Annotated in this window: 16 protein-coding genes; 13 read left to right on the top strand and 3 right to left on the bottom strand. The window is 66.1% G+C overall.

Annotated elements, in window-relative coordinates; all coding sequences use genetic code 11:
* Positions 1-214 precede the first annotated feature (214 nt).
* The 10 genes from NZU74_13680 (at position 215) to NZU74_13635 (ending at position 14,237) form a co-directional block, all read left to right on the top strand.
* Positions 215-1,150 (top strand): aspartyl protease family protein, encoded by a 936-nt coding sequence (locus NZU74_13680; protein MCS6882378.1) that lies wholly within the window; start codon positions 215-217, stop codon positions 1,148-1,150.
* A gap of 126 nt (positions 1,151-1,276) precedes the next feature.
* Positions 1,277-2,968: a collagenase gene (locus NZU74_13675; GenBank protein ID MCS6882377.1), complete on the top strand. Its 1,692-nt coding sequence runs from the start codon at positions 1,277-1,279 to the stop codon at positions 2,966-2,968.
* Positions 2,969-3,030: 62 nt separating this feature from the next.
* A complete protein-coding gene (locus NZU74_13670; protein ID MCS6882376.1) occupies positions 3,031-4,383 on the top strand; it encodes an SAF domain-containing protein in 1,353 nt (450 codons plus the stop codon).
* Positions 4,380-5,291: an NAD(P)-dependent oxidoreductase gene (locus NZU74_13665; protein MCS6882375.1), complete on the top strand. Its 912-nt coding sequence runs from the start codon at positions 4,380-4,382 to the stop codon at positions 5,289-5,291. Before NZU74_13670 ends, NZU74_13665 begins: the two co-directional genes overlap by 4 nt.
* On the top strand, positions 5,288-6,358 hold the full coding sequence (locus NZU74_13660; protein ID MCS6882374.1) for a homoserine dehydrogenase: 1,071 nt from the start codon (positions 5,288-5,290) through the stop codon (positions 6,356-6,358). Before NZU74_13665 ends, NZU74_13660 begins: the two co-directional genes overlap by 4 nt.
* A gap of 168 nt (positions 6,359-6,526) precedes the next feature.
* Entirely contained in the window at positions 6,527-7,738 is a 1,212-nt protein-coding gene (locus tag NZU74_13655; GenBank protein ID MCS6882373.1) for a DUF5010 domain-containing protein, read from the top strand.
* 273 nt (positions 7,739-8,011) lie between these two features.
* The gene (locus NZU74_13650; protein ID MCS6882372.1) at positions 8,012-9,562 is read left to right on the top strand and encodes an aldehyde dehydrogenase family protein; all 1,551 of its coding nucleotides are present in this window, start codon (positions 8,012-8,014) and stop codon (positions 9,560-9,562) included.
* Positions 9,563-9,987: 425 nt separating this feature from the next.
* The gene (locus tag NZU74_13645) at positions 9,988-11,694 is read left to right on the top strand and encodes an AMP-binding protein (protein ID MCS6882371.1); all 1,707 of its coding nucleotides are present in this window, start codon (positions 9,988-9,990) and stop codon (positions 11,692-11,694) included.
* A 175-nt stretch (positions 11,695-11,869) separates the two neighbouring features.
* Positions 11,870-12,796 carry a TerB family tellurite resistance protein gene (locus tag NZU74_13640; GenBank protein ID MCS6882370.1) on the top strand — a complete coding sequence of 309 codons (927 nt, stop codon included), beginning with the start codon at positions 11,870-11,872 and terminating at the stop codon, positions 12,794-12,796.
* 58 nt (positions 12,797-12,854) lie between these two features.
* Entirely contained in the window at positions 12,855-14,237 is a 1,383-nt protein-coding gene (locus tag NZU74_13635; GenBank protein ID MCS6882369.1) for a M14 family metallopeptidase, read from the top strand.
* Between the two features lie 146 nt (positions 14,238-14,383).
* On the opposite strand, the gene NZU74_13630 is transcribed toward NZU74_13635, so the two are convergent.
* The 3 genes from NZU74_13630 to NZU74_13620 form a co-directional block, all read right to left on the bottom strand.
* Positions 14,384-16,018: a VWA domain-containing protein gene (locus tag NZU74_13630; protein MCS6882368.1), complete on the bottom strand. Its 1,635-nt coding sequence runs from the start codon at positions 16,016-16,018 to the stop codon at positions 14,384-14,386.
* Positions 16,019-16,276: 258 nt separating this feature from the next.
* A complete protein-coding gene (locus NZU74_13625; GenBank protein MCS6882367.1) occupies positions 16,277-17,605 on the bottom strand; it encodes a nucleotide sugar dehydrogenase in 1,329 nt (442 codons plus the stop codon).
* A gap of 425 nt (positions 17,606-18,030) precedes the next feature.
* Positions 18,031-18,678 (bottom strand): CBS and ACT domain-containing protein, encoded by a 648-nt coding sequence (locus NZU74_13620; GenBank protein ID MCS6882366.1) that lies wholly within the window; start codon positions 18,676-18,678, stop codon positions 18,031-18,033.
* A 271-nt stretch (positions 18,679-18,949) separates the two neighbouring features.
* Between NZU74_13620 and NZU74_13615 the strand changes: the two genes are divergently transcribed.
* The 3 genes from NZU74_13615 (at position 18,950) to NZU74_13605 (ending at position 22,288) form a co-directional block, all read left to right on the top strand.
* Positions 18,950-20,131 carry an acetyl-CoA C-acetyltransferase gene (locus NZU74_13615; protein MCS6882365.1) on the top strand — a complete coding sequence of 394 codons (1,182 nt, stop codon included), beginning with the start codon at positions 18,950-18,952 and terminating at the stop codon, positions 20,129-20,131.
* Between the two features lie 74 nt (positions 20,132-20,205).
* Positions 20,206-21,072: a biotin--[acetyl-CoA-carboxylase] ligase gene (locus NZU74_13610; GenBank protein ID MCS6882364.1), complete on the top strand. Its 867-nt coding sequence runs from the start codon at positions 20,206-20,208 to the stop codon at positions 21,070-21,072.
* 100 nt (positions 21,073-21,172) lie between these two features.
* Positions 21,173-22,288, top strand: a complete 1,116-nt coding sequence (locus NZU74_13605) for an LCP family protein (GenBank protein ID MCS6882363.1) — start codon at positions 21,173-21,175, stop codon at positions 22,286-22,288.
* Positions 22,289-22,443 lie beyond the last annotated feature (155 nt).

The following is a 22,443-nucleotide window of genomic DNA, read 5'->3' as shown; positions in this document are numbered from 1 at the left end:
GGAAGCTGGGCGTCCCAATGCCCCGGATGGCCCATGCGACGCGAGGATGTGCTGGAAAACCCTATACCTGAGAAAGGGGGCGCCGAGCGCAGCGAGGAGGGGGATGGTGAGGACCAGGCGGCCTCCTACTGGACGCGGAGCGCAGGGAAACGCGGTCTCCCCCGCCCCCGCGGAAGCAAGCATACACCTTCCGCACCCGTGGTATCATGTCGGCATGCTTGATGATCGGACCAGGCTCGACTTTCCTCCAAGCGGCGTCGCCGACATACCCCTGCGCTTCAGCCCGCAGGTGCTGCGTTGCAGCGCGGCGGGGCCGGGCGGTCGCCCGCTTACGGTGCTGATTGATACCGGTACTGACCCCTCGGCAATTGACCTGGGGCTGGCCCGGCGTCTCGGCCTGCGCATCGGCGATTTTGCTCTCGGCTCCGACGCCACCAGCGATGGCGTGCCGTTCACCGAAACGGTGCTGCCCTGGTTGCGGCTGGGGGAGTTGTGCCTGCGCGATCTTTACGCGCTGGCGGTGGATCTGCGCCATGCTCCCTTTGAGGTGGACGTGGTGCTGGGCTATAACGTGCTCAGCAACCTGTCTCTCGACATTCTCTATGCAGAACGGCGCCTGCGCCTGTACCATCCCGATCTGGCGCCGCCCGACCCTGGTGAGACGGGCGCTGTCCTGCCGTTGCATTTCTTCGACCATTTTCCGGCCCTGGCCAACGCCAGCCTGCTGGCCCCCGCAGGCGACCCGGCCGCACTCCGGCATTGCCTGGAGCTGCCCCTGCTGACGATTGACACCGGCTCCAATGGCGCGCTCACGCTAAGCGCCGATCTTGCCGACCTCGCGGGGTTAAGCCACGACAGCGCCAGCGGCGAGGGCCACAGCTTCGCCAGCGGTTGCGCCGTGCGCCGTGGCATGGCCGCCGGGCTGCGCATCGGGCCATTTGAGGTGCGTGACGTAGCCCTCGATGCCCCCGAGGGCGGTCACGGCGACCTGGGTCGCGCCGGGCGCGCCAATCTGGGCAACGGTGTCCTTGCGCGCTTCAACCGGGTTGCCCTTGACTACCGCCGCGCCCTCTGCGTGCTGGAGCCGGGCCGTATCGGGCAGGCGGGGGTGTTCGTGTGGCAGCGTCAGGGTCTGGTCAGGTCATCGTAGCGCAACCTTGCAAGGTTGCGCTACGATATGCCACCTTCCGGTTGCGTGGAATGGGCGCCGCAACATTTCCGCCCCTGTGAGGGCCGCGCCTTTCCGAGGACCCTGGCGTGCCAGGCGTTTTTTCACATGGCGACAAAACGCCTTGTTCTTCTCATCTGCCTTACGTTGCTGCTGGCTAGCCCGGCCTCGGCCCTACCCCTGGCGGTTGCGCCAGGCGCGCCGCCTATCCGCACCCCCAACTGTCCCGCGGTGGCCTACCCCGACGCCGGAGCGCTGATGCAGGCCCTCCCCGGCGCCGGGTATGCCTGCGCCGAAGAACTCGCCGTCGCCCTGCGCCCTCGCGCCGACCCGGCCCTCACCGACGCGCTGCTTGACCTGGCCGCGAATGGCTCCCACGCCCGCGCGCGCCGCAACGCCCTGCGAGTGCTGGGGCGCTTCGCCGAGGCCCCACCGGGCAGCCGCGCCTATGAACTGGTGACGCGCGCTCGCGCCGCTGCCCTGCGCGCCACCCTCGCCGACATTCTTGCCGCCGAACGCGATGCCCTGGTGCTGGCGGACGCGATCTGGATCGCCGACACCTTCCTTTACCCAGACTTCGGCGCCGCCCCGGCCCTGGAGCGGCTGGCCGCCAGCGCCGCGCTTGCGCCGACTCTGCGCTACCGGGCCGCCCGCGCGCGCGCCCGCCTGATCCATGCTCGACCGGGCCCGCTCGCCGACGCCGACCGGCGCTTCATCCTGGCCGGGCTGCGCTCCGACGATCCCGGCGTGCGCGCTGCCGCCGCGACGGCTGTGGCCCACCTGCGGAACGCGCAGCTTGACCCGGACGCGCGAGCGACGCTCGGCGCAGCCCTGGCCGCAGCGTGGAGCGCTGAGCCGCCCCCCGGCCTGGCCCCCGATGACCCGCCGCCCGCCGGCCCCGGCACAAACGAGGGCCACCCTACCAGCCTGACAGCCCTGGCCGCCATCGCCCGCGGGCGGGATCGCCTGGCCGGAGGAACGGCCCATCTGCACCGTCTGCGCGCCGACTACGAGGCTCTGGCCCTGCCCCAGGGTCTTTCTAGCGGCGATGTGACCATCCGCTCCGGTTTGCCCGCCGAGCGCCTTGCGCCTCTCCTGGCCGAGATCGAACAGACGCGGCGGCGCTTCTTTGCCATCGTCGGGCCTGAGCTGGATGAGCCGATCCCCGGTGAGGACGCTGCAACCCTCACAGTGCTGATCTTCTCCCGCCAGGGCATTTACCGCGACTATCTGCGTGCCTTCACCGCTTTCAGCGCAGAGGTGGACGGCGTGTATGACGAGACCACTGCCACGCTGTACACCTACGCCCGCACGCCCGAGCAGAGCGCCAACAGCCTGGAGGAGACCCTGCGGCACGAACTGAGCCACCACCTGGCAGGAGCATACCTCTTCCCCGGCAACTGGCACACGCCGGGCTACCACCGCGAACCTGGGGGCTGGGCCGACGAAGGGCTGGCCGAGTTGCTCGCCGGAAGCGGTCCCGCTGGACCGGCGCCGCGACGGGCGCAACTCCAGCGCCTGTGCGCGCGAGCGGCGCTCCCGGCCCTCGCGGAACTGCTGGCGCGTCGCGAGGGGTACGACCGCTACGGTGAGTTCGACTACGATGCCGCCTGGGCCCTCAGCTACTACCTGTTCACCGAACGGCCCGCGGCCCTGCGGCGCATCTATCGGGCCTACCGCGAGAGCAGCTACCGCCTCCGCGACTGGCCGCGCCTGGCTGGAGCGCCTCTGACCGCCATCGAGCGCGACTGGCACGCGGCCATCGCCCGCTGGTGCACGGGAAAACCGATCCGCCCTTGAAGCATCGGCGACACTATGGGATAATCAGGATAACCACGCAAGCTACGCAATGGGAGCAACCTATGTCCGGCGATCTGCTCTCGCTGCTCGCGGCCCGCGCCGAGGCGGGCCGGCCCTTGCGCGTCGGGTTGATCGGCGCCGGGAAGTTCGGCACGATGTTCCTGGCCCAGGCCCGCCGCGTGCCTGGCCTGCACGTGCTGGGTGTCGCGGACCTGGCCCCCGAGCGCGCTCGCGGCGCCTTGCTGCGGGCCGGCTGGCCCGAGGAGCGCTTTGCCGCCGCCAGTCTGGCCGAGGCCCTGGCCACCGGCGCCACCCACGTTGGCGATGATGCGGCAGCGTTGATTGCCGCTGCGGGCCTGGATGTGATTGTTGAGGCCACGGGCGTGCCCGCGGCAGGGATCGCCCACTGCCTGCTGGCGATTGATTACCATCGCCATATCGTCATGGCTAACGTCGAGGCCGATGCCCTCGCCGGCCCTATCCTGGCCCGCCGCGCCGCTGAGGCCGGCGTGGTCTACTCCCTGGCCTATGGCGATCAGCCCGCCCTGATCGCCGAACTGGTGGAATGGGCCCGTGTTTCGGGCTTCGAGGTGATCTGCGCTGGCAAGGGCGCCCGCTACCTGCCGGCCTACCACTTCTCCACCCCCGAAACGGTCTGGGAACATTACGGCCTGGCGCCCGAACGGGTGGCCCGGGGCAGCTTCAATCCGAAGATGTTCAACTCGTTCCTCGATGGCACCAAATCGGCGATTGAGATGGCCGCCGTCGCCAACGCCTGCGGGCTTACCCCCCAGCCTGATGGACTGCGCTTCCCTCCCTGCGGCGTGGACGACCTGCCCCACATCTGCCGCCCGGAGGCGGACGGCGGCCAGCTCGCCCACCCCGGCACCGTCGAGGTGGTCAGCAGCCTGGAGCGCGATGGCCGCCCGGTGTATCGCGATCTGCGCTGGGGGGTGTTCGTTACCTTTGTCGCTCCCGATGATTATGTCAAACAATGCTTCGCCGAATACGGCCTGGTTACTGATGCCAGCGGACGCTACACCGCCCTTTACCGGCCCTATCATCTGATCGGTCTGGAGCTGGCGGTGAGCGTGCTGCGCGTGGGACTGCGCGGCGAGGCCACCGGACGCCCCACTGCGTTCCGCGGCGACGTGGTGGCGGTGGCCAAGCGCGACCTGGCGGCGGGCGAGCGCCTCGATGGCGAGGGAGGCTATACCGTCTACGGGAAGTTGCTGCCCGCGGCCACCTCGCTGGAGCGTGGCCTGCTGCCCATCGGCCTGGCCCATGACCTCGCCCTGCGCCACTCTGTCCCCGCCGGTCAGGCCCTGCAGTGGGAGGATGTCCAATATGAGCCGAACAATCCTGCTGTGCGCATGCGGAAGCTGATGGAACGCACGTTCGGAGGCGCCGGATGAGCGAGTCGATCAGCCTGCTCGGGCTGGGCCTGATGGGCCGTCCGATGGCGCGCACCCTGCTCCGCGCCGGCCATCGGGTATGCGGATGGAACCGCTCGCCCCTGGCCCCGGAACTGGTGGCCGGGCTGCCCCTGTGCGCGAGTCTGGCCGAAGCCGCCGCTGCTGACATCTGCATCTTCATGCTTGCCGATTCGCCCGCCGTGGACGCCGTGCTGGAGGGCCTGGCGCCATACCTGCCGCCGGGGCGTCTGGTTATTGACATGGGCAGTTCCGACCCCGCGCGCTCACGCGTCCACGCTGCGCGCCTGGCAAGCCGCGGCATCGGCTGGGTAGACGCGCCGGTGTCGGGCGGCCCGGAAGGGGCCGCAGACGGGACGCTGGCGATTATGGCCGGCGGTAACGAGGCCGATGTAGCGCGCGCCCGTCCTGTGCTGGAGGCCCTGGGCCGTGTAACCCATCTGGGCGGGCCCGGCGCCGGTCATACCGCCAAAGTGATCAACCAGTTGCTCGTCGGCCTGACCATCGAAGCCGTGGCCGAGGCCACTCTGCTGGCCGAAGCCAGCGGCCTGGACCCGTCGCGGCTGCGGCAGGCGCTCGCCGGCGGCTTCGCCGACTCGAAGGTGTTGCAGATCCATGGCGCGCGTATGGCCGCGCGGGCCTACACGCCGGGAGGGCGGGTCAGCACCCAGCTCAAGGATCTCCGGCTGGCCCGAAACCTTGCCGATGCCGCGGGCCTGCACCTCCCGCACCTCGACGATACCCTGGAACGCTACGAACGGCTGGCGGCCCGCGGCTACGGCGAACTCGACCACTCCGCTCTGCACCGCTTGCTCCTGGAGGAACAACGCTCAGACGGCCAGCCTGTCTCCGCGACGATTGTGCCGCAGCATACCACTGAGAAGCCATGAAACGTATTCAGCTCGTCCAGATCGGCCTGGGCAGCGTGGGCCGCGAACTGGCGCGGCAAATCCTGGCCCAGCACGATGCTATCATCGGGCGCTACGGCTTTTCGATTGACTATCTGGCGATTGCCGACAGCACCGGCATGTTCTTCTCCGGCGCTCCGCTACCCAGAGAGACGGTGCTGGAGATCCTGGAGGCCAAAACCGCCGGGCGCACCCTGGCCGACCAGGGCGCGCCCCGCCGCGGCAGCCTGGGGGTGCTGCCCATCTCCGCTCCAGGCATCGCCGTGGACGTCTCGGCGTATGGCGGCACGACAGTGATCCTGGCCGATGCGGTGCGCTTCGGCCACCGCGTGGTAACCGCCAACAAACAGCCCCTCTGCGCCTCATATCACGATTTCCGCACCCTGACCGAGAACGGCGCGACGCGCTACGAGGCTACGGTGGGCGCCGGGCTGCCCGTCATCGGCACCCTCCAGAGTCTGCTCGACACCGGCGACGAAGTGCAACGCATCGAGGCGGTGATGAGCGGCACCCTGGGCTACCTCTGTACGGAACTGGAAGCCGGCAAGCCCCTGTCGGTCGCCCTGCGCGAGGCCCACTCCCTGGGCTACACCGAGCCTGATCCCCGCGACGACCTGAGCGGCCTGGACGTGGCGCGCAAGGCCCTCATTCTGGGGCGCACCTGCGGCCAGCCCTGGACCATCGAGCGGATCCCCCCGGAGCCGTGGTATCCGCCCGAGTTTGCCCAGCTCGAACTGCACGAGTTCATGGCCCGCCTGGAAGAACTCGACGCGCCGATGGCCGAACGCGTCGCCGCAGCGCGCGCCGCTGGCGGCGCCTTGCGCTATGTTGCCAGCATCACGCCTGAAGGCGCCAGTGTGGGCTTTCAGGTCGTGCCCGCCGGCCATCCCCTCGCCGACCTGCGTGGTCCTGACAATCTCTTCAGCTTTACCACTGCGCGCTACGCCGAACGCCCGCTGATCATTCGCGGGCCGGGCGCCGGCGTCGCCGTAACCGCCGCTGCCGTCCTGGCGGATATCATCGCCACCGGGAGGGAGATGCACGCCTGATGCGATTTTGAATTGTGGATTTTGGATTTTGGATTTGTAGTCTGTGAACGAAGTTTCCTTGCCTTTCCACCGCCTCCCAGCACCCCGTCGGCGGGAGGAGCCGGACGCCCTCCCCCGCCGGGGGAGGGTTGGGGAGGGGGTGAGTTTAGCAAAGAACTTCATTAGTCCATGGTTACCACCACGCGCTACGTAATCCTCGTCATCCTGGCAATCCTCGCGCTCGCCGCCTGTGCTGCTCCACCCGCGCCGCCACCGGCGACGGTGACGGCCCCGGCGAGCGTCACGCCTGCACCGAACACGCCCGTGGCGCCACGAGCCACCCCTGCGGCCCCGGTACGCCGGCCCCCGCTCGGCGCCTTCTTCTTCTACTGGTACAACTGTCCTGAACAGGAATGTGATCCGACCCAGACGCCTTTTCTGCCGCCGGGCTGGATCACTCCCCTGCCCGATGACCCCGATCTGCGCGATGGGGCGAGCTATTCCTCCTACAACTACGACTGGTATGAGCGAGAGCTTCGCACTATGGCCGCTACCGGGATTGACATCGTCTTCCCCGTGAGTTGGGGCGACCACCCGCATCCGTGGTTTCGGCAGGATCGCATCAATCTGCTGGTTCAGGCGAACGGCGTTCTGGAGCGCCCTATGCGAATCGGGATGTTTCTCGACACCACCGCTCAGCAGGGCATGTTTCAGGACTATCTGGGAAACGGCTACCTGACAGGCCCGGACGCGCCGCGGATGCCGGTGAGCGATCCGCGCAGCGGCTACTTTTTCTACGACCGGCATATCCGCGACTTCTTCCGGCGGGTGCCGCGGGAGATGTGGGCGACGGTCAATGGCAGGCCAATCATCATTACTTACACCACCATTTGTTGCGATGAAATCGGGTATGGCGGCGAGTTGTGGAACAGTGTCAAGCGCGCCTTTGCCGCCGACTTCGGCGTGGAACCGTGGCTGATCCTGGAAGAGACATGGCTGAGCGCACCGCCGCCAGCCGGCCTTCCCGCCGCCGCTGAGGTGGCCGACGGCGTCTATCGCTGGGGCACGGCGCTCAACGGCCCCTACACCGGCGAGTTGCGCGGCTACCAGGTGAGCAGTGTTGGACCGGGCTTCGACAATTCGCGCATTCCGTGGGTCAGCGAGCCGCGCATCCAGCCGCGCGATCTGCCGCCCGGCGGCGGGCCTCGCGCGCCTGGCGCGTTCCTGCGCGCCAGCCTGGCGGCGGTGCCCGCAGACGCCGACCTGGTGCTGATCGAGACCTGGAACGAATGGCTGGAAGGCACCGCCGTCGCCCCGGCGGCCTACACCGACGCCGCCGGTCGCCCCCTGCCGGCCGATTTCTACCTGCGCATCATCCGCGCCTGGCGGCAGGGCCGGTAGGCGCGAATATGCGGGAGGGCTGCGCCCTTCCGGACCCTCCCCTCTGGCGGAGACAGTGCAGGGCTAAGGCGAACTCTTCGGGGCGTAGCCGCCAAAACCAACCCAAAATGACCGTATCGGACGGCTACGCCGCCCCAATCCCCCGTCTGAGGCGGACTGTGCATCAACCCTGGGCGACAGAGTCTGGCGCTTGCATCCTCTTGACGCAGCGTGTTATGATAACGCATAGCAGCATTTCCTGCCCATAACACGGATCGCCAAAGGAGCAAAGCGATGGCGCTTGAGACCCATGAGACCGATGTTCCGTACCACCAGTTGTTCATCAATGGCGAGTGGTGCGACGCGGAGGGCGGCGCGACCTTCGATGTGACCGAGCCGGCCACGGGCCGGCTGATCGCCCGGGTCGCCAGCGCCAGCACCGCGGATGTGGATCGGGCCGTGGCAGCAGCGCGCAATGCCTTCGACAACGGCCCCTGGCCGCACACCCCCCACTTCGAGCGCGCCCGCATCCTGCACAAGATCGCCGATGTGATGGAAGAGCGCGCTTTTGAACTGGCCGAGCTGGAGAGCCGCGACGTCGGCGTGCCCATCCGCAAGACCACCTACAACGACATCCCCCTCGGCCTGCACATGATGCGCGTCTTCGCCGAACTGGCCCGGCGCTCGCCCTACGAGCCGCTGCCCTGGAACGACTTCCCCACTCTCACCTGGAGCTTTGTCTGGCGCGATCCCTTCGGCGTCTGCGCGCAGATTATCCCCTGGAACTACCCCTTCTGCATGGCCGTGTGGAAGCTCGGCCCGGCCCTGGCCACCGGCAACACCGTGGTGTTCAAACCGGCAACCCAGGCTCCGCTCACTTCCATCGAGCTGGTCCGTATGATTGACGAGACCGGCCTGCTGCCCCGCGGCACGCTCAACATGATCACCGGCCCCGGCGGCAGCATCGGCGATTACCTGGTGGCGCATCCGAAAGTTGACAAAGTCGCCTTTACCGGCTCCACCGAGGTGGGCCGGCGCATTATGGCCCTCGCCGCGCCGCATATCAAGAAGGTCACCCTCGAACTGGGCGGCAAGTCGCCAACCATCCTGCTCCCCGACGCCGACCTCGACAAGGCGATTGACGGCGCGCTGTTCGCCATGTTTTACCACGCCGGGCAGCTCTGCGAGGCCGGCACGCGCTGCTTTGTCCACAGTTCAATGTACGACGAGGTGGTCGAGCGCATGGTCGCCCGCACGCGCCAGTTGCGCATCGGCGATCCACTGGAACTCGATACCGACATTGGACCGCTGATCAGCTTTGCCCACCGCGAACGGGTGGAAAATTACATCCGCATCGGACGCGAAGAGGGCGCACGCCTGGCCATCGGCGGCGGGCGACCCGTTGGCGAGCTGTTCGAAAAGGGGCCGTACCTCGAACCGACCATCTTTACCCACGTGGACAACCGCTCGCGCCTGGCCCAGGAGGAGATCTTCGGCCCCGTGCTGGCCGTGATTCGCTATGATGAGATCGGCGACGCTATTACCATGGCCAACGATACGATGTACGGCCTGGCCGCCTCGGTCTGGTCGCGCGACGTGCAGCAGGCCATCGAGGTCGCCAGGCGCCTGCGCGCCGGCACTATCTGGATCAATGACCACCACATGCTCAACCCCTACGCGCCCTTTGGCGGCTTCAAGGAGAGCGGCATCGGGCGCGAGATGGGCGTGGCGGGCATGCTCGAATACACCGAACCCAAACATATCCACGTGGATTTCCAGCAGAAACGCTCCGGCAAAATCTGGTGGGACGCCCTGCTGCCCCCCGAACACGAGGATCATGCATAGGGCCTGGAGACGCGGGGCAACCGGGTTGCCCCGCGTCTCCGGGCTCGCGGGAGGATCTGGGAGGACGCGGTCCTCCCAGGAACATCGCTTTTCCTTTTGTGACCCGTGATCCTCACCCTCCCCCGGCCCCTCCCTCTCCACTCCGGCTGGAGAAGGAGGGGGCGCCGAGCGCAGCGAGGCGGGGAAGGGTGAGGACGTATACCAGGTTCGTGCGGACGCTCGCGGAACGAGTCTCGGCGGAAGCGCCTGTGAAGCCGTCGCGCCGCCCTTCAATTCGCAAGCGTCTACGCGAGCCTGGTATTGCTCCGCCCCCCGCTCATGCCTCAACACACTGGCATAACCCTCCGAGATGCGGTACACTACCTGCACCCACATCGCATCGCACCCATATCCGTGGCGAAGAAGCCACGCGGAGGAGCGTCAGTATGGAGACTACGCGCTGGAGCTACGTGAGCGGAACGAGCGACGTGCCCCTGCTGGGCATCACCATCGGCGATTGTTTCGACGCCATTGTCGCCCGCTTCCCCGACAACGAGGCCCTTGTGGTGCGCCAGCAGGGCCTGTGCTACACCTACGCCGATCTGAAGACCGAAGTGGATCGCTGCGCCCGCGGGCTGATGGCCCTGGGGATCGCCAGGGGCGAGCGGGTGGGCATCTGGGCGCCCAACCGCGCCGAATGGCTCATCACCCAGCTTGCCACCAGCAAGATCGGCGCCATCCTGGTCAATATCAACCCGGCCTACCGCCTCCACGAACTCGAGTATGCCCTGCACCAGTCTGGCTGTAGCGCCCTGGTCTTCGCCCCCCAGTTCCGCGGCGCCGACTACAGCGCGATGCTCTACGAGCTGCTGCCCGAGTTGCGGCAGGCCCAACCGGGGCGCCTGGCAGCGGCGCGCCTGCCCGAGCTGCGTACCGTCGTCCGCCTTGGCGACGAACCGGCCCCCGGTATGTTCACCTGGAACGACGTGCTCGCCGTCGCCGAACAGGTCAGCCCCGCCGACCTTGCCGCGCGCCAGGCCGAACAGCAGTTCGACGACCCGATCAACATCCAGTACACCTCCGGCACGACCGGCTATCCCAAAGGCGCGACGCTCAGCCATCACAACATCCTCAACAATGGCTACTTCGTCGCTCGACTGATGCGCTTCACCGACAAGGATCGCCTGGTGATCCCCGTGCCGCTGTACCACTGCTTCGGCATGGTGATGGGCAACCTCGGCTGCATCACCCACGGCGCGACGATCATCTACCCCTCCGAGGGCTTCGATCCCCTGGCTGTGCTCCAGGCCGTGCAGGAGGAGCGCGCCACCGCCCTCTTCGGCGTGCCAACCATGTTCATCGCCGAACTCGACCATCCTGAGTTCAGCCGCTTCGACCTCAGCAGCCTGCGCACCGGGGTGATGGCCGGCGCGCCCTGCCCGGTCGAGGTGATGCGCAAGGTCCATTCGCTGATGAACATGCGCGAAGTGGAGATCTGCTACGGCATGACCGAGACCAGCCCGGTCAGCACCCAGACCCGCATCGGCGCGCCGTTGGAGAAGCAGGTTGGCACGGTCGGCCAGGTGCATCCTCATGTCGAGATCAAGATCATTGACCCGGTTACCGGCAGGGTGCTGCCCCGCGGCCAGACCGGCGAGCTGTGCACACGGGGCTATTCGGTGATGCTTGGCTACTGGAACAACGAGGAAGCCACGCGCAAGGCGATTGACGCCGCAGGCTGGATGCACACCGGCGATCTGGCAGTGATGGATGAGGAGGGCTACATCAACATCGTCGGGCGGATCAAGGATATGATCATCCGCGGCGGAGAAAATGTCTATCCCCGCGAGATCGAAGAGTTCCTCTACACCCATCCCAAGATCAGCGACGTGCAGGTGATCGGCGTGCCTGATGAACGCTACGGCGAGGAGATCATGGCCTGGATCAAGCTCAAGCCGGGCGAAACCGCCGACGAGGAGGAGATCCGCGAGTTCTGCCGCGGGCGGATCGCCCACTTCAAGATCCCCCGCTACATCAAGTTTGTGGACAGCTTTCCGATGACCGTCACCGGCAAGGTGCAGAAGTTCCGTATGCGCGAGCAGAGCATCGAGGAGCTGAACCTGCGCGCCGCCGCCTCGATGCGCACAGCCTGAGGCGCGGCCAGCAGACACGTCCTGGCTGCGCCACAGCGCCCCCACGCCGCGAGCGGAACCCGTGAGGCGCGGGAAGAGATAACCCTTCCTCGCGCCTCCCCAGACGAAAGCACCACACCCTGTACGGCAATCCAAAATCCAAAATCCAAAATCACCACCGGAGGAACAGGCCCCCATGCCCAAACATCTCCTCGCCATGGCCCTGGCCAAGGTCGTCATCGCTGCTGCCTGGGCCGATGGCCATCTCGCCCACGACGAAGTGAACAGCCTGAAGAACCTCCTCGCCGAAATGGGCCAGACGGTAGGCAGCGGCGAGATGGCCCTGACCATGCAGGACTGGGCCGAACTCGATATTTATCTCTACTCGCCAGTAGAAGCCGAAGAACGCCAGCGGCTGGTCGCCGAACTGGCTGCGCTGATGCGCGGCTCGCGCGACCGGGAGTTGGCGCTGCAGGCCCTTGACCGACTCTTTGCCGCCGATCGCGTGCGGCACGAGGCCGAACGCCAGGTGGCCGCCGAGATCAGCGCCGCTCTAGAACGGGCCGACCCGGGGCCGCTCGCGACTCTGGGCGGGTTCGTGCGCCGCGCCCTCGGTCTTCAGCCCGCCGGCCCCAACCGCGAGCAGTACCTGGACGAGTTTCTCAACAACCGGGTATACTACGCCGTGCGCGTGCGCCTGGGCAAGGCCCCCGAAGAAGATCTGGGCATCCCTGCTGGCGAGGCGCGCGCCCTGGCCCTCGCCGGCGGCATTCTCGCCAGCCTGGCCCATCTTGATGACCAGGTCACTGAGGAGGAGCGCGAGCGCATCATATCCGCTCTGCAGCAGGGCTGGGGCATCAGCCGCGACCGGGCGGTGCTGGTCGCCGAGGCGGCCATCGTCGAGAGTAAGGAGCACCTGGACCCGTTTGTCCTCACCAATGCCTTCGCTGACGGCACCAGCGTCGAGGAGCGTATCCGCTTCCTCGATGCGCTGTTTGCCGTTGCCGCCGCCGACCAGGGCGCGATTTCGAGCGAGGCCAGCGCGATGATCAGCCGTATCGCCAGCGCCATTCGCCTGGAACAACGCCATTTTATCGAGGCCAAACTCCGCGCCACGAGATGATACTATTTTGGATTTTAGATTTTGGATTTTGGATTGTCGTATTAGGAATTGGCGTAACATGGGGCGCCTGGCTTTCCCCACGCCCCTGCCGCCTATGAAGCCCTGCCTGCTCTGCCTCCTCGCCACCTTGCTGGCGCTGGCCGCCGGTTCGCCTGCCGCGCTCCCGCGCGCGGCGGCCAGCGATGCGCGCAGCTTCGTGCTCGGCTACTCCGCCCAGGGCCGCCCTATCGAGGTCGTGCAGTTCGGCGCCGGCCCGCGCAAACTGGTCGTTGTCGGCAACACCCACGGCGCCCCTGAGGCCAACACCTACCGCCTGACCCTCGAACTAATCGCCCACTTCCACGCCAATCCCGCCCTGGTCCCGGCAGGCGTGCGCCTCGCCTTCATCCCCTCGATCAACCCCGACGGCCTGGCCCTCGGCTGGCGCTTCGACGCCGCGGGCGTTGACCTGAACCGCAACATGAACACTAATCTGGACGCCTGCCCCGACAACGACTGGCGCGTGACGGTGCAGGGCGCCTACGGGATGATCTCCGACACCGGCGGCCCCTATCCTGACTCACAGCCCGAGGTGCGTCTGTTGCGCTCCTTCCTCTGGGACGCTGCCGGGGCCATCTTCCTGCATTCCAACGCCGGGCTGGTCTTCCCGGCAAGTTGCGAGCACGCCCCTTCGATTGCCATGGCCGAACGCTACGCCAGCGGCGCGGGCTACGCCTACAGCCGCTTCTGGCCCAACTACACCATTACCGGCGGCATGCACGACTGGGCCAGCAGCCTTGGCATCGCGGCCATCGTTCCCGAACTGATCTCCGGCGACCAGACCGAGTTCGCCCAGAATCTCGCCGGTCTCCAGGCCGTTCTGGCAGACGCCGAGACCCTGCTGCCCCTGCCCGAAGATGGGCTTGTGGTCGGGCTGCGCGTGCCCGCGCCGATCTACCGCTACTGGCGCGCCCTGGGCGCCGAGGAACGTTTCGGCCCGCCCCTCGAACCGGCCCGCGCCATGGCTGACGGCCTGCGCCAGACCTTCCGCAACGCCAGTATCGCCCTCCGGGAGGATCTGCGCGACACGCCCTACTATGTGCAACCCGAACCCCTCGGGGTTGCCGCGCTGCGCGACCTGGCCTACGGCGGCGCCGAGGCCCTGGCCGAGCCTGCCGGCGACGTTGCGGGCCGGCGTTTCCCTGAGACCGGACATACGCTGCAGGGCGCCTTTCTGGACTTCTGGGAACGCGGGGGCGGGCTGGAGGTGTTCGGGTTGCCACTGTCAGAGGAATTCAGCGCCATCGCCGCCGACGGCCAACCTCGCGTCGTGCAGTACCTTGAACGCGCCGTGCTGGCCTTCTACCCCGAAGATGGCGGTGTGCGCCTTGAACCCCTGGGGTCGCGGACGCTGGCCCTGGAGAACCTTCGGCAACCGGCAGCACCTTCAATGGTGCGTTGAAAATAATGCCAAATGTGAATTAACTCTACCTTGCGTTTCCGCCCCCCCCAGCCTCCCCCCCGTTGGAGGGAGACGCCAGACGCCCTCCAACGGCGAGGGGGGTCAGGGAGGGGGCGGGTTGAGCAAAGAACGCAGGTTACAGACCACTAAAAGTAGCGGCTGAGGTTCTCGAAGATCTGAGCGATATCTCCGGTATCACCCTTGACGACGATCGTGCGCGAGAAATCGGCGATCTGTTCGAGAATGGTCACATCGGCATCGGCGCCATAGGCTACAGGGAAGATACTGATGTCCGTCTCATCGAAGCGCTGGCGCAGATCCTCGATGCTGATCGTGCTGGCATTATCCGCGCCATCGGAAAGCAACACAATCGCCCGGATGCGATCATCTTCCGCTGGCGGCAGCGCCTCCAGTTCCGCGCGGGCAAGTTCGAGCGCGTCGAACACCGCCGTCTTGCCCCGGGCGCGCATCTCGCCGATGGCCTGTTGCAGCGGGATGCGATTCTCGCTCAGCGCGGCCATCGGCACGACCACGCGGGCGCTCGAGTCGAACGTGATCAAACCAAGCCGATCCTCGGGCAAAATACGCATCAGAAAGGTTTCCAGGCCGGCCTGAACCATGGTCAGCTTGTCGCCCTGCATCGAACCCGAGGTGTCAACCACCAGCATGATATCCGCCCGTTTGCGGTTGAGCGCCCAGGCGTTCTTAACGGCCACGATCACCTCGGCGCTGGGAAGCTCGAGAACCGTCTGCACCCCCTGGGGATCCACGCCATAGGCCGGGCTGATCGGGTCAGTCAGGGGCACGTTGACATTCGCCGGGCGGAAGCCATAGCTCATCGCCGCCTGCTGGGCCTCGGAGGTCAGCAGAAAGTCGTAGAAGGCCGTGGCGGCCTGCCGTTCCACATCGCTGGCGCTGCTGAGAATGATGAAGGGATTGTCGTGCCAGAAGGTGCCCTCGCGGGGATAGATCGCCACCAGCGGCGTGGGCGGCGGATCGAACTTGTTGAAGTCAATCAGGGTGATCTCCTCCATCGGAAAGGCCGAGATGTACGACATCCCGAACTTCTTCATGTTCGAAGAGAAGATCAGCGTGTTATAGCCATAATGCTTGATCCCCTGGCCCAGGTCGCGAATGAATTGCTGGGCCTCGGAACTCTGCACATCGGCGACGGTGAGACCGCGCTGCTTGCCGCTGGCGGCATAGAACTCGGCGATCAGCGTGCTCAGGGCTGTGGTGCTGACCTCCGGGTCGGTATGCCCCCAGGAGAACCTGCCCCATTCGGGGTGTCCGAACTTGCCCCACCCCTGCGGATCTTCAATCAGCGCCAGCATATCCGACCAGCCAATCGGCTGGTTGGGCCAGCCCATGGCCTCGGCCATGGGCCGCCACATCCCAATCACCACCGGCGTAAGCACCAGGGGCTTGCTGGACACGGCGATATTCGGGTTGCCGCTCTCCTGTTTCAGCACCTCGAGCCAGGTGGAAGCGGAGGGGCTCCAGACGGTAACGTTCAGCGTGCCGTTCTTGATCTCGGTGCGGGCGACGCCTGAGGACTTGTTAATGCCTTCCACGAAGACCGGGCGGCCTTCGATCAGCACCCGTTGCTGATTGAAGCGCGAGATCTGCTCGGTGAGCCACTTTTCCTTCTCCGGACTGTAGGCGATGGAAATGCGAATAGCGTTCGCTGGCGCGCCGTCGCCGCCCGTCGTCGAACCCGAGCCGGTGCAGGCGATGAGGAGAGCGAGCAATCCAACCACTGCAAGACGTACAACGCGCATAACGGCTCCTCGTCGGTAGATGGCTGCCGGGCAACCCATACATGTGGCTGCGTTCTCATCATAGCAAACGCCCGGTACCGGAGCCGAGATGAACATCGAAGGATTTGAGAGGGTATTTCTCTCCCTGATCGCTTCCCCGCCTGGAAGGAGGACCGGGGAGAGCTGTGCCTTCGCCCCTGCCACTCTCTGCATAACAATAAGCAGGGGCGGGTTCGGAACCCGCCCCCGCTGCATCCAGGGCAACAAAAGCGCATCGGTTCATAACCGCACCACCCGGGCCCGCAACTCCGCCGGCAGGCGCGCGGTGGCATTGCGCGTATCCACCACCACCGGCGCCAGTTCAACGATCTGCTGGTAGGGAAAGGCGCTGTGGGCGGTGATAATCGCCGCGCAGTCGCAGCACCGCAGCATCTCGTCCGTAAGGGGCGTGGTCTCGTAGTGCCGCCCGTCGTGGGTCTCGAAGCGCCGCACGTGGGGATCGCAGGTGATCACCACCGCTCCCTCGGCAACCAGCAGATCCATAATCTTGAGCGCTGGCGACTCCCGGTAGTCGTCCACATCCGGTTTGTAGGCGACCCCCAGCAGCACTACCACCGAGCCGTTAAGCGGTTTGCGCTGGCGGTTAAGCGCGCGCGCAATCAGATCGCGCACGTGGCGCGGCATCTGGGTATTGATCTCGCCGGCCAGTTCGACGAAGCGCGTGTTCATGTCGTAGGCGCGGGCCTTCCAGGTGAGATAGTAGGGATCAATCGGAATGCAGTGACCACCCAGTCCCGGTCCTGGCATAAACTTCATAAAGCCGTAGGGCTTGGTGGCCGCGGCCTCAACCACTTCCCAGACATCGAGACCCATGCGGTCGCAGAGCAGGGCCAGTTCGTTCACCAGCGCGATGTTCACCGCCCGAAAGATATTCTCGAAGAGTTTGGTCATTTCTGCCGCATCTGGCGACGAGACCAGCACCACCTTACTAGTGATATGGCTATAGAAGGCCCCTGCCAGTTCGGTGCAGGCTGGCGTGACGCCGCCGACCACCCTGGGAGTATTCTCGACACTATAACCCTTGCTGCTGGTCTGCCCCGGGTCAATTCGTTCGGGCGAGAAGGCCAGAAAGTAGTCCTGGCCCACCCGAAGGCCCCGCGCGTCGAGCCGCGGCTGCACCACTTCGCGGGTCGTGCCGGGATAGGTGGTGCTTTCGAGCACAATGAGCTGGCCCGGGCGCAGGCTGCGGGCAATTGCCGCAGCGGCGTTTTCGACGTGGCGCAGATCCGGGTCGCGCGTCTGGCTGAGCGGCGTCGGCACGCAGATGATCAGCAGATCGCAGGCGGCCATGCGCTCCACCTCGGTGGTGGCCTCAAGGCGACCGCTGGCCCGCAGATCGGCCAGGGCCGCCCCGGGTACGTCGCCCACATAGCTCTGTCCGGCGTTAATCTGAGCCACCCGTTCGGCGTTCACGTCGAAGCCCAGGACGCGGAAACCCTGGGCGCCAGCCCGCACCGCCAGCGGCATCCCGACATACCCCATTCCAATGACACCCACGACTGCGCTGCGCGCCGCAATCTTTCCCAGAAGTTCTTGCTGGTATGACATACACATCGCTCTCACCTGTAGCCAGGTGCAACCCGCGCCACACACGCTGCTGGCGCCGTATCACCAGCGCATTCTACCGCAGTTACGGAGGGTTGGAGACGGCGCCACCCTCCGCGCCGAGGTATCGGAACCCGGCTTTTCTCACAACGACGGGACGAACACCGAACGAGCGAAGCCATCCCGGAGATCGAAACGCCTACGCCACGCAACCCCTGGGGGTGAAAGGCGTAGGCGAAGCGACAAGACTCGGCTCAATACTGACCGTCACCAATGCCGTGAACGACGCTCTGACCCGCTTCAACGGCAGATACGCGGCCAGAATGAATCGAGTTTGCAACCCTCCGCGCCCTCTGCGGTAAATATCAGAAACCCGTGTTGCCAGACTACCCGGACGGGTGGGGAAAGCAGGCCGCCTCGCCAACCGGCTATGGATGCGTCACCCGAATGTCCACTACCCGCTCAACCACTGGAGTAATCAACCCCCGCACCTCGTCGGGCGTCAGACCGGAGACCTTGAACGTAACGGTGCTATGACCGGGGCTATCGCCAGCGAAGGTGCCAAGGGCGATGATATTGCCTCCGGCGCCGGCAAGAGTCTGGGTCAGGCGGGCAAGCTGGCCCGGCTCGTCGAGCACGCGCACCTCACAGCGCACCCCGACATCGCGCGCGCCCATTAACTCAAGAAAAATCTTGAAGAGATCGGTCTCAGTGATGATCCCTACCACTTCACCGCCGCGCATCACCGGCAACCCGCCGACGCGCCGATCAACCATGATCCGCGCTGCTTCCTCAATAGGCGTGTCTTCCGTGATCGTCACAACCTCACGGGTCATTATCTGTTCGACAGTGAGCTTGCTGAGCAAGTAGTTCAACTCCCAGACGCTCAGGGTCGTCGCCTGCGAGGGCGAGGCATTGAGGAGATCCTTCATTGAAACGATCCCCACCAGTTTGCCGTGGGAGACTACCGGCGCGCGCCGGATGCGCTCGGTGCGCATCAGGTGCAGAGCATCGTTCACCGTCGTCTGCGGTGTAACCGTAATGATTGGGCGCGACATCCGCTCGCCGACAAGCATGGCTACCTCCTTGTAGACCATCCGGCACTCTCGATACACGATAGACGGGCCGATTCGCGGCCCTCAGTCTACTATAGCATATTCCTCCGGCGTTGCCAGTGCGAACCCCGCAACCCGCAGGGGCTAGCGATGCATCGTTCCGCGCAGAGCGAAGTATAATGGTATCACTGTGCGCTGTATCTTGCACGTTCTTGAACGGCGAACGGCAACCTTCCAGGTTGCGCGCCGCAGACAGCCGGTTAACAGGCGCCAGGCCGTCAAGGAGGACAGCATGGAAGAGGTGGTGATCGTCGGTGCGGCTCGCACGCCGATTGGCAAGTTTAATGGCGCATACGCCAGTCTCAGCGCGACCGATCTGGGGGCCGCAGCGGTGCGCGCGGCCGTGAGCCGGGCGGGAATTGACCCCGCCAGCGTGGACGAGTGCATCATGGGCAACGTCGTGAGCGCGGGGCTGGGCCAGGCGCCGGCGCGCCAGGCGGCGATCAAGGGCGGCCTGCCCGACAGCGTGAGCGCCTTCGCCGTCAACAAGGTCTGCGGCAGCGGCCTCAAGGCGATCATGCTTGGCGCAGCGTTGATCCGCGCAGGCGAGGCCGAGGTGATCGTGGCGGGCGGTATGGAACATATGAGCAACACCCCCTACCTGCTGCCTGGCGCCCGCCACGGCTATCGTCTCGGCAACGGTGAACTGATTGACGCCATGGTCCACGACGGCCTGTGGTGCGCCTTTGAACATCAGCATATGGGCAATGCCGCCGAATGGATCGCCCGCAGCTTCAAGGTCACCCGCGAGCAGCAGGACACCTTCGCCCTCCAGTCACACGAACGGGCCATCGCCGCCATTGACGGCGGACGTTTCGCCGATGAGATCGTCCCCGTCACCGTACCCGACGCCAAAGGCCAGACGCTTACCGTAGACACCGACGAATGCCCGCGGCGGGACACCTCACTGCAGGCCCTGGCGCGGCTGCGCCCCGCCTTCGCAGAGAACGGCACCGTCACCGCGGGCAACGCCCCTGGCATTACCGACGGCGCAGCGGCGCTGGTGCTGATGAGCGGCGCCCGCGCCGCCCGTCTGGGCCTGACACCCCTGGCCCGCGTGGAACACGCCGCTCAGGCCGCCGTCCCCCCACGCGAGGTCTTCACCGCCCCCCCACTGGCCATCCAGCGTCTGATGGATCGCGCTGGCACCACCGTAGATGATTACGATCTGTTTGAATTGAACGAGGCCTTCGCGGCCCAGGTAGTAGCCAATATCCGCACCGCACACCTGGACGTGGATCGGGTCAATGTCAACGGCGGAGCCATCGCCCTCGGGCATCCGATCGGGGCCAGCGGCGCCCGTGTGCTGGTCACGCTGATCCACGCGCTGCGCCAGCGCGGCGGTCGGCGGGGCATCGCCTCTCTCTGTCTCGGCGGCGGCGAAGCCGTGGCCCTCGCGGTTGAGGTCTTCTGAACCTCCGTTTCTGGAACGGACGGCAGCGTAACCCTTCGGGTTGCGCGCAGGGGCAACACTGTGGAGGAACGGCGATGGATCGTCTCACACCAGAATTGATCCTGCGCGATCTGGGAACTGTGACCCTGCCGAGCAGCGTCCACTGCTACGACACAGTCGGCTCCACCATGGACCTGGCGCGCGAATGGCTGCGCCTGAATCCTGAAGACCTGGGGCCAGCCCTTATCATTGCCGAAGTGCAGACCAGCGGCCGCGGGCGCCTGGGTCGTCGCTGGGACGCCCCCCCCGGCACTGCCTTGCTGACCTCGCTGGCGCTGCGCCCTTCCTGGCTGGCCCCCGAACGGGTCGTCAGCCTGGTGTGGATGGTCGCCGTGGCCCTCTGTGAGGCCATTGAGACCGTCACCACCCTCCGCCCGGCCCTTAAATGGCCCAACGATGTGCTGCTGCCCATCGGCGCCGCGGTGACAACACCGGCGCCTCCGGGCGACAACCAGGATGCCCCGAAGGTGCAACTCGGCTGGGGCAAAACCGCCGGCATCTTGCTTGAAGTCAGTCTGGGCGCCCAGGGCCTCGATTGGGCGATTATCGGCTGCGGCGTCAACGTGAGCGCCGCGCCGCCGCCCGAAGCGTCGCGCTACCCCGCTACGAGCATCGCTGCCGCCGCTGGCGCGCCGGTGGCGCGCCTGGAGTTGCTGCGGGCCTTCCTGCGTCGCCTTGATCACTGGTACACTCGTCTTGGCGCCGGCGCCGCGAGCGCGCTCTTCGCAGCCTGGCGCGCCCGCCTGCTCACCCTCGGCCGGGAAGTGCGCGTCGAAACCCCCAGCGGCCTGATAACCGGTCGCGCTGAAGACGTTGACGAGACCGGCGCCCTGCATGTGCGCGATGGTACGGGGACCACGCACGTGATCACTACCGGCGACGTGGGGCTGCTGGGAACGTAGCTGGGGGCAACCCTCCGGGTTGCCCCCCCACACTGCTCCGTAACTATTCTGTGGTATAGTAGGGCCAATGCCTGTAACCTTGGTGTGGAGATCAGGAGGTATGCCCCTATTACCCCGGCGCCTCGTGTTTAGCGCCCTTCTGCTTATCAGCCTGATAGTGACAGCCACGATGCTGCGTCTCGCCCTGGAATGGCGACAGGCTCTCGCAGACATCGATTCCATGATCGTCACCCCTGCTGCCATCGCCTTCCCTGATACGCCGGTCAATCCGCTGGAATCTCAGGCATCCCCTCGCGATGCCGGGGCCGGCGACACTGGCCGGCTCGCCTCGGGGCCGGCACAAACGAACCTTCCGGGATCTGCCGTTTCCACAGAAGCCGCCGACAACGCCCTGCAACTCAGCCAGGAGACGCTGAACATCCTGCTCCTCGGCGCCGACGCCCGGCCAGGCGACACCACCCCGCCTCGCACCGACGCGCTCGTGCTCGTGCGCATCGAACGCGATAGCGGGCGCGTCAGTATGCTCTCCATCCCTCGTGACCTCTGGGTGACCTACCCCACCGGCGGCGAGGGCCGCATCAATGCGGCCTATGCTCGCGGCGAGGCCCGGTTCGGACCCGGCGGCGGAGCCAGTCTGGTCAAGGCCACCGTCAGCCGGCTGCTCGATGTCAGAGTTGACAACTTCGTGTTAATCAACTTCCAGGGCTTTGAAACTCTCATTGACCAGCTCGGCGGCATTACCGTGGACGTGCCCGAAGCGATCTACGATCCGGCCTACCCTACCGAAGATTACAGGACGATTGAGGTGCGCTTCCGGCCAGGGCGCCAGGTGTTCGACGGTAAACGCGCCCTGATCTATGCCCGAACACGCCACGCTGACAGCGACTTCGGTCGCAACCAGCGCCAGCAACTGGTGTTGATGGCCATTTTTGAACGTATTCGCGAGCGTGGGCTCCTGCAACAGCTTACCAGCCTCGATGACTACACCCGCGCCCTGCGCGGCTATGTCACGACTGATCTCAGCCGCTCGCAGATGTTGGAAATCGCCAGCTTCGCCCGTAATGTTGACAGCGACAACGTACTGCGTTATGCAATCGACTCGCGCACCGTGGTTGACTTGCGCGAGCCAGCCACCTTCGCTGCCGAGCCAGTCGCCCTCAGGCGGCTCGTCGGGCAGTTCACCGGGCAGGCGGTCTCTACCGCTGGAGGCCGATAGGCCCGACGCTACCCGATCGCTTCGGGAGGGCCGGGACCTCGTGATTTCCATGCAACACTCTATTAGTGGTCTGTGCACTAAGTTTCCCGGTGTTTGTCACCCCGAGCGGAGCGAGGGGTCTACCGCACCAGGAGGCGGAAGATGCTTCGCTTCGC

The sequence above is a fragment of the Chloroflexaceae bacterium genome (assembly GCA_025057155.1).
Classification (GTDB): Bacteria; Chloroflexota; Chloroflexia; order Chloroflexales; family Chloroflexaceae; genus JACAEO01.
Note: the sequence above shows the minus strand (reverse complement) of the source record. Positions and strands in the feature narration are given on the sequence as shown.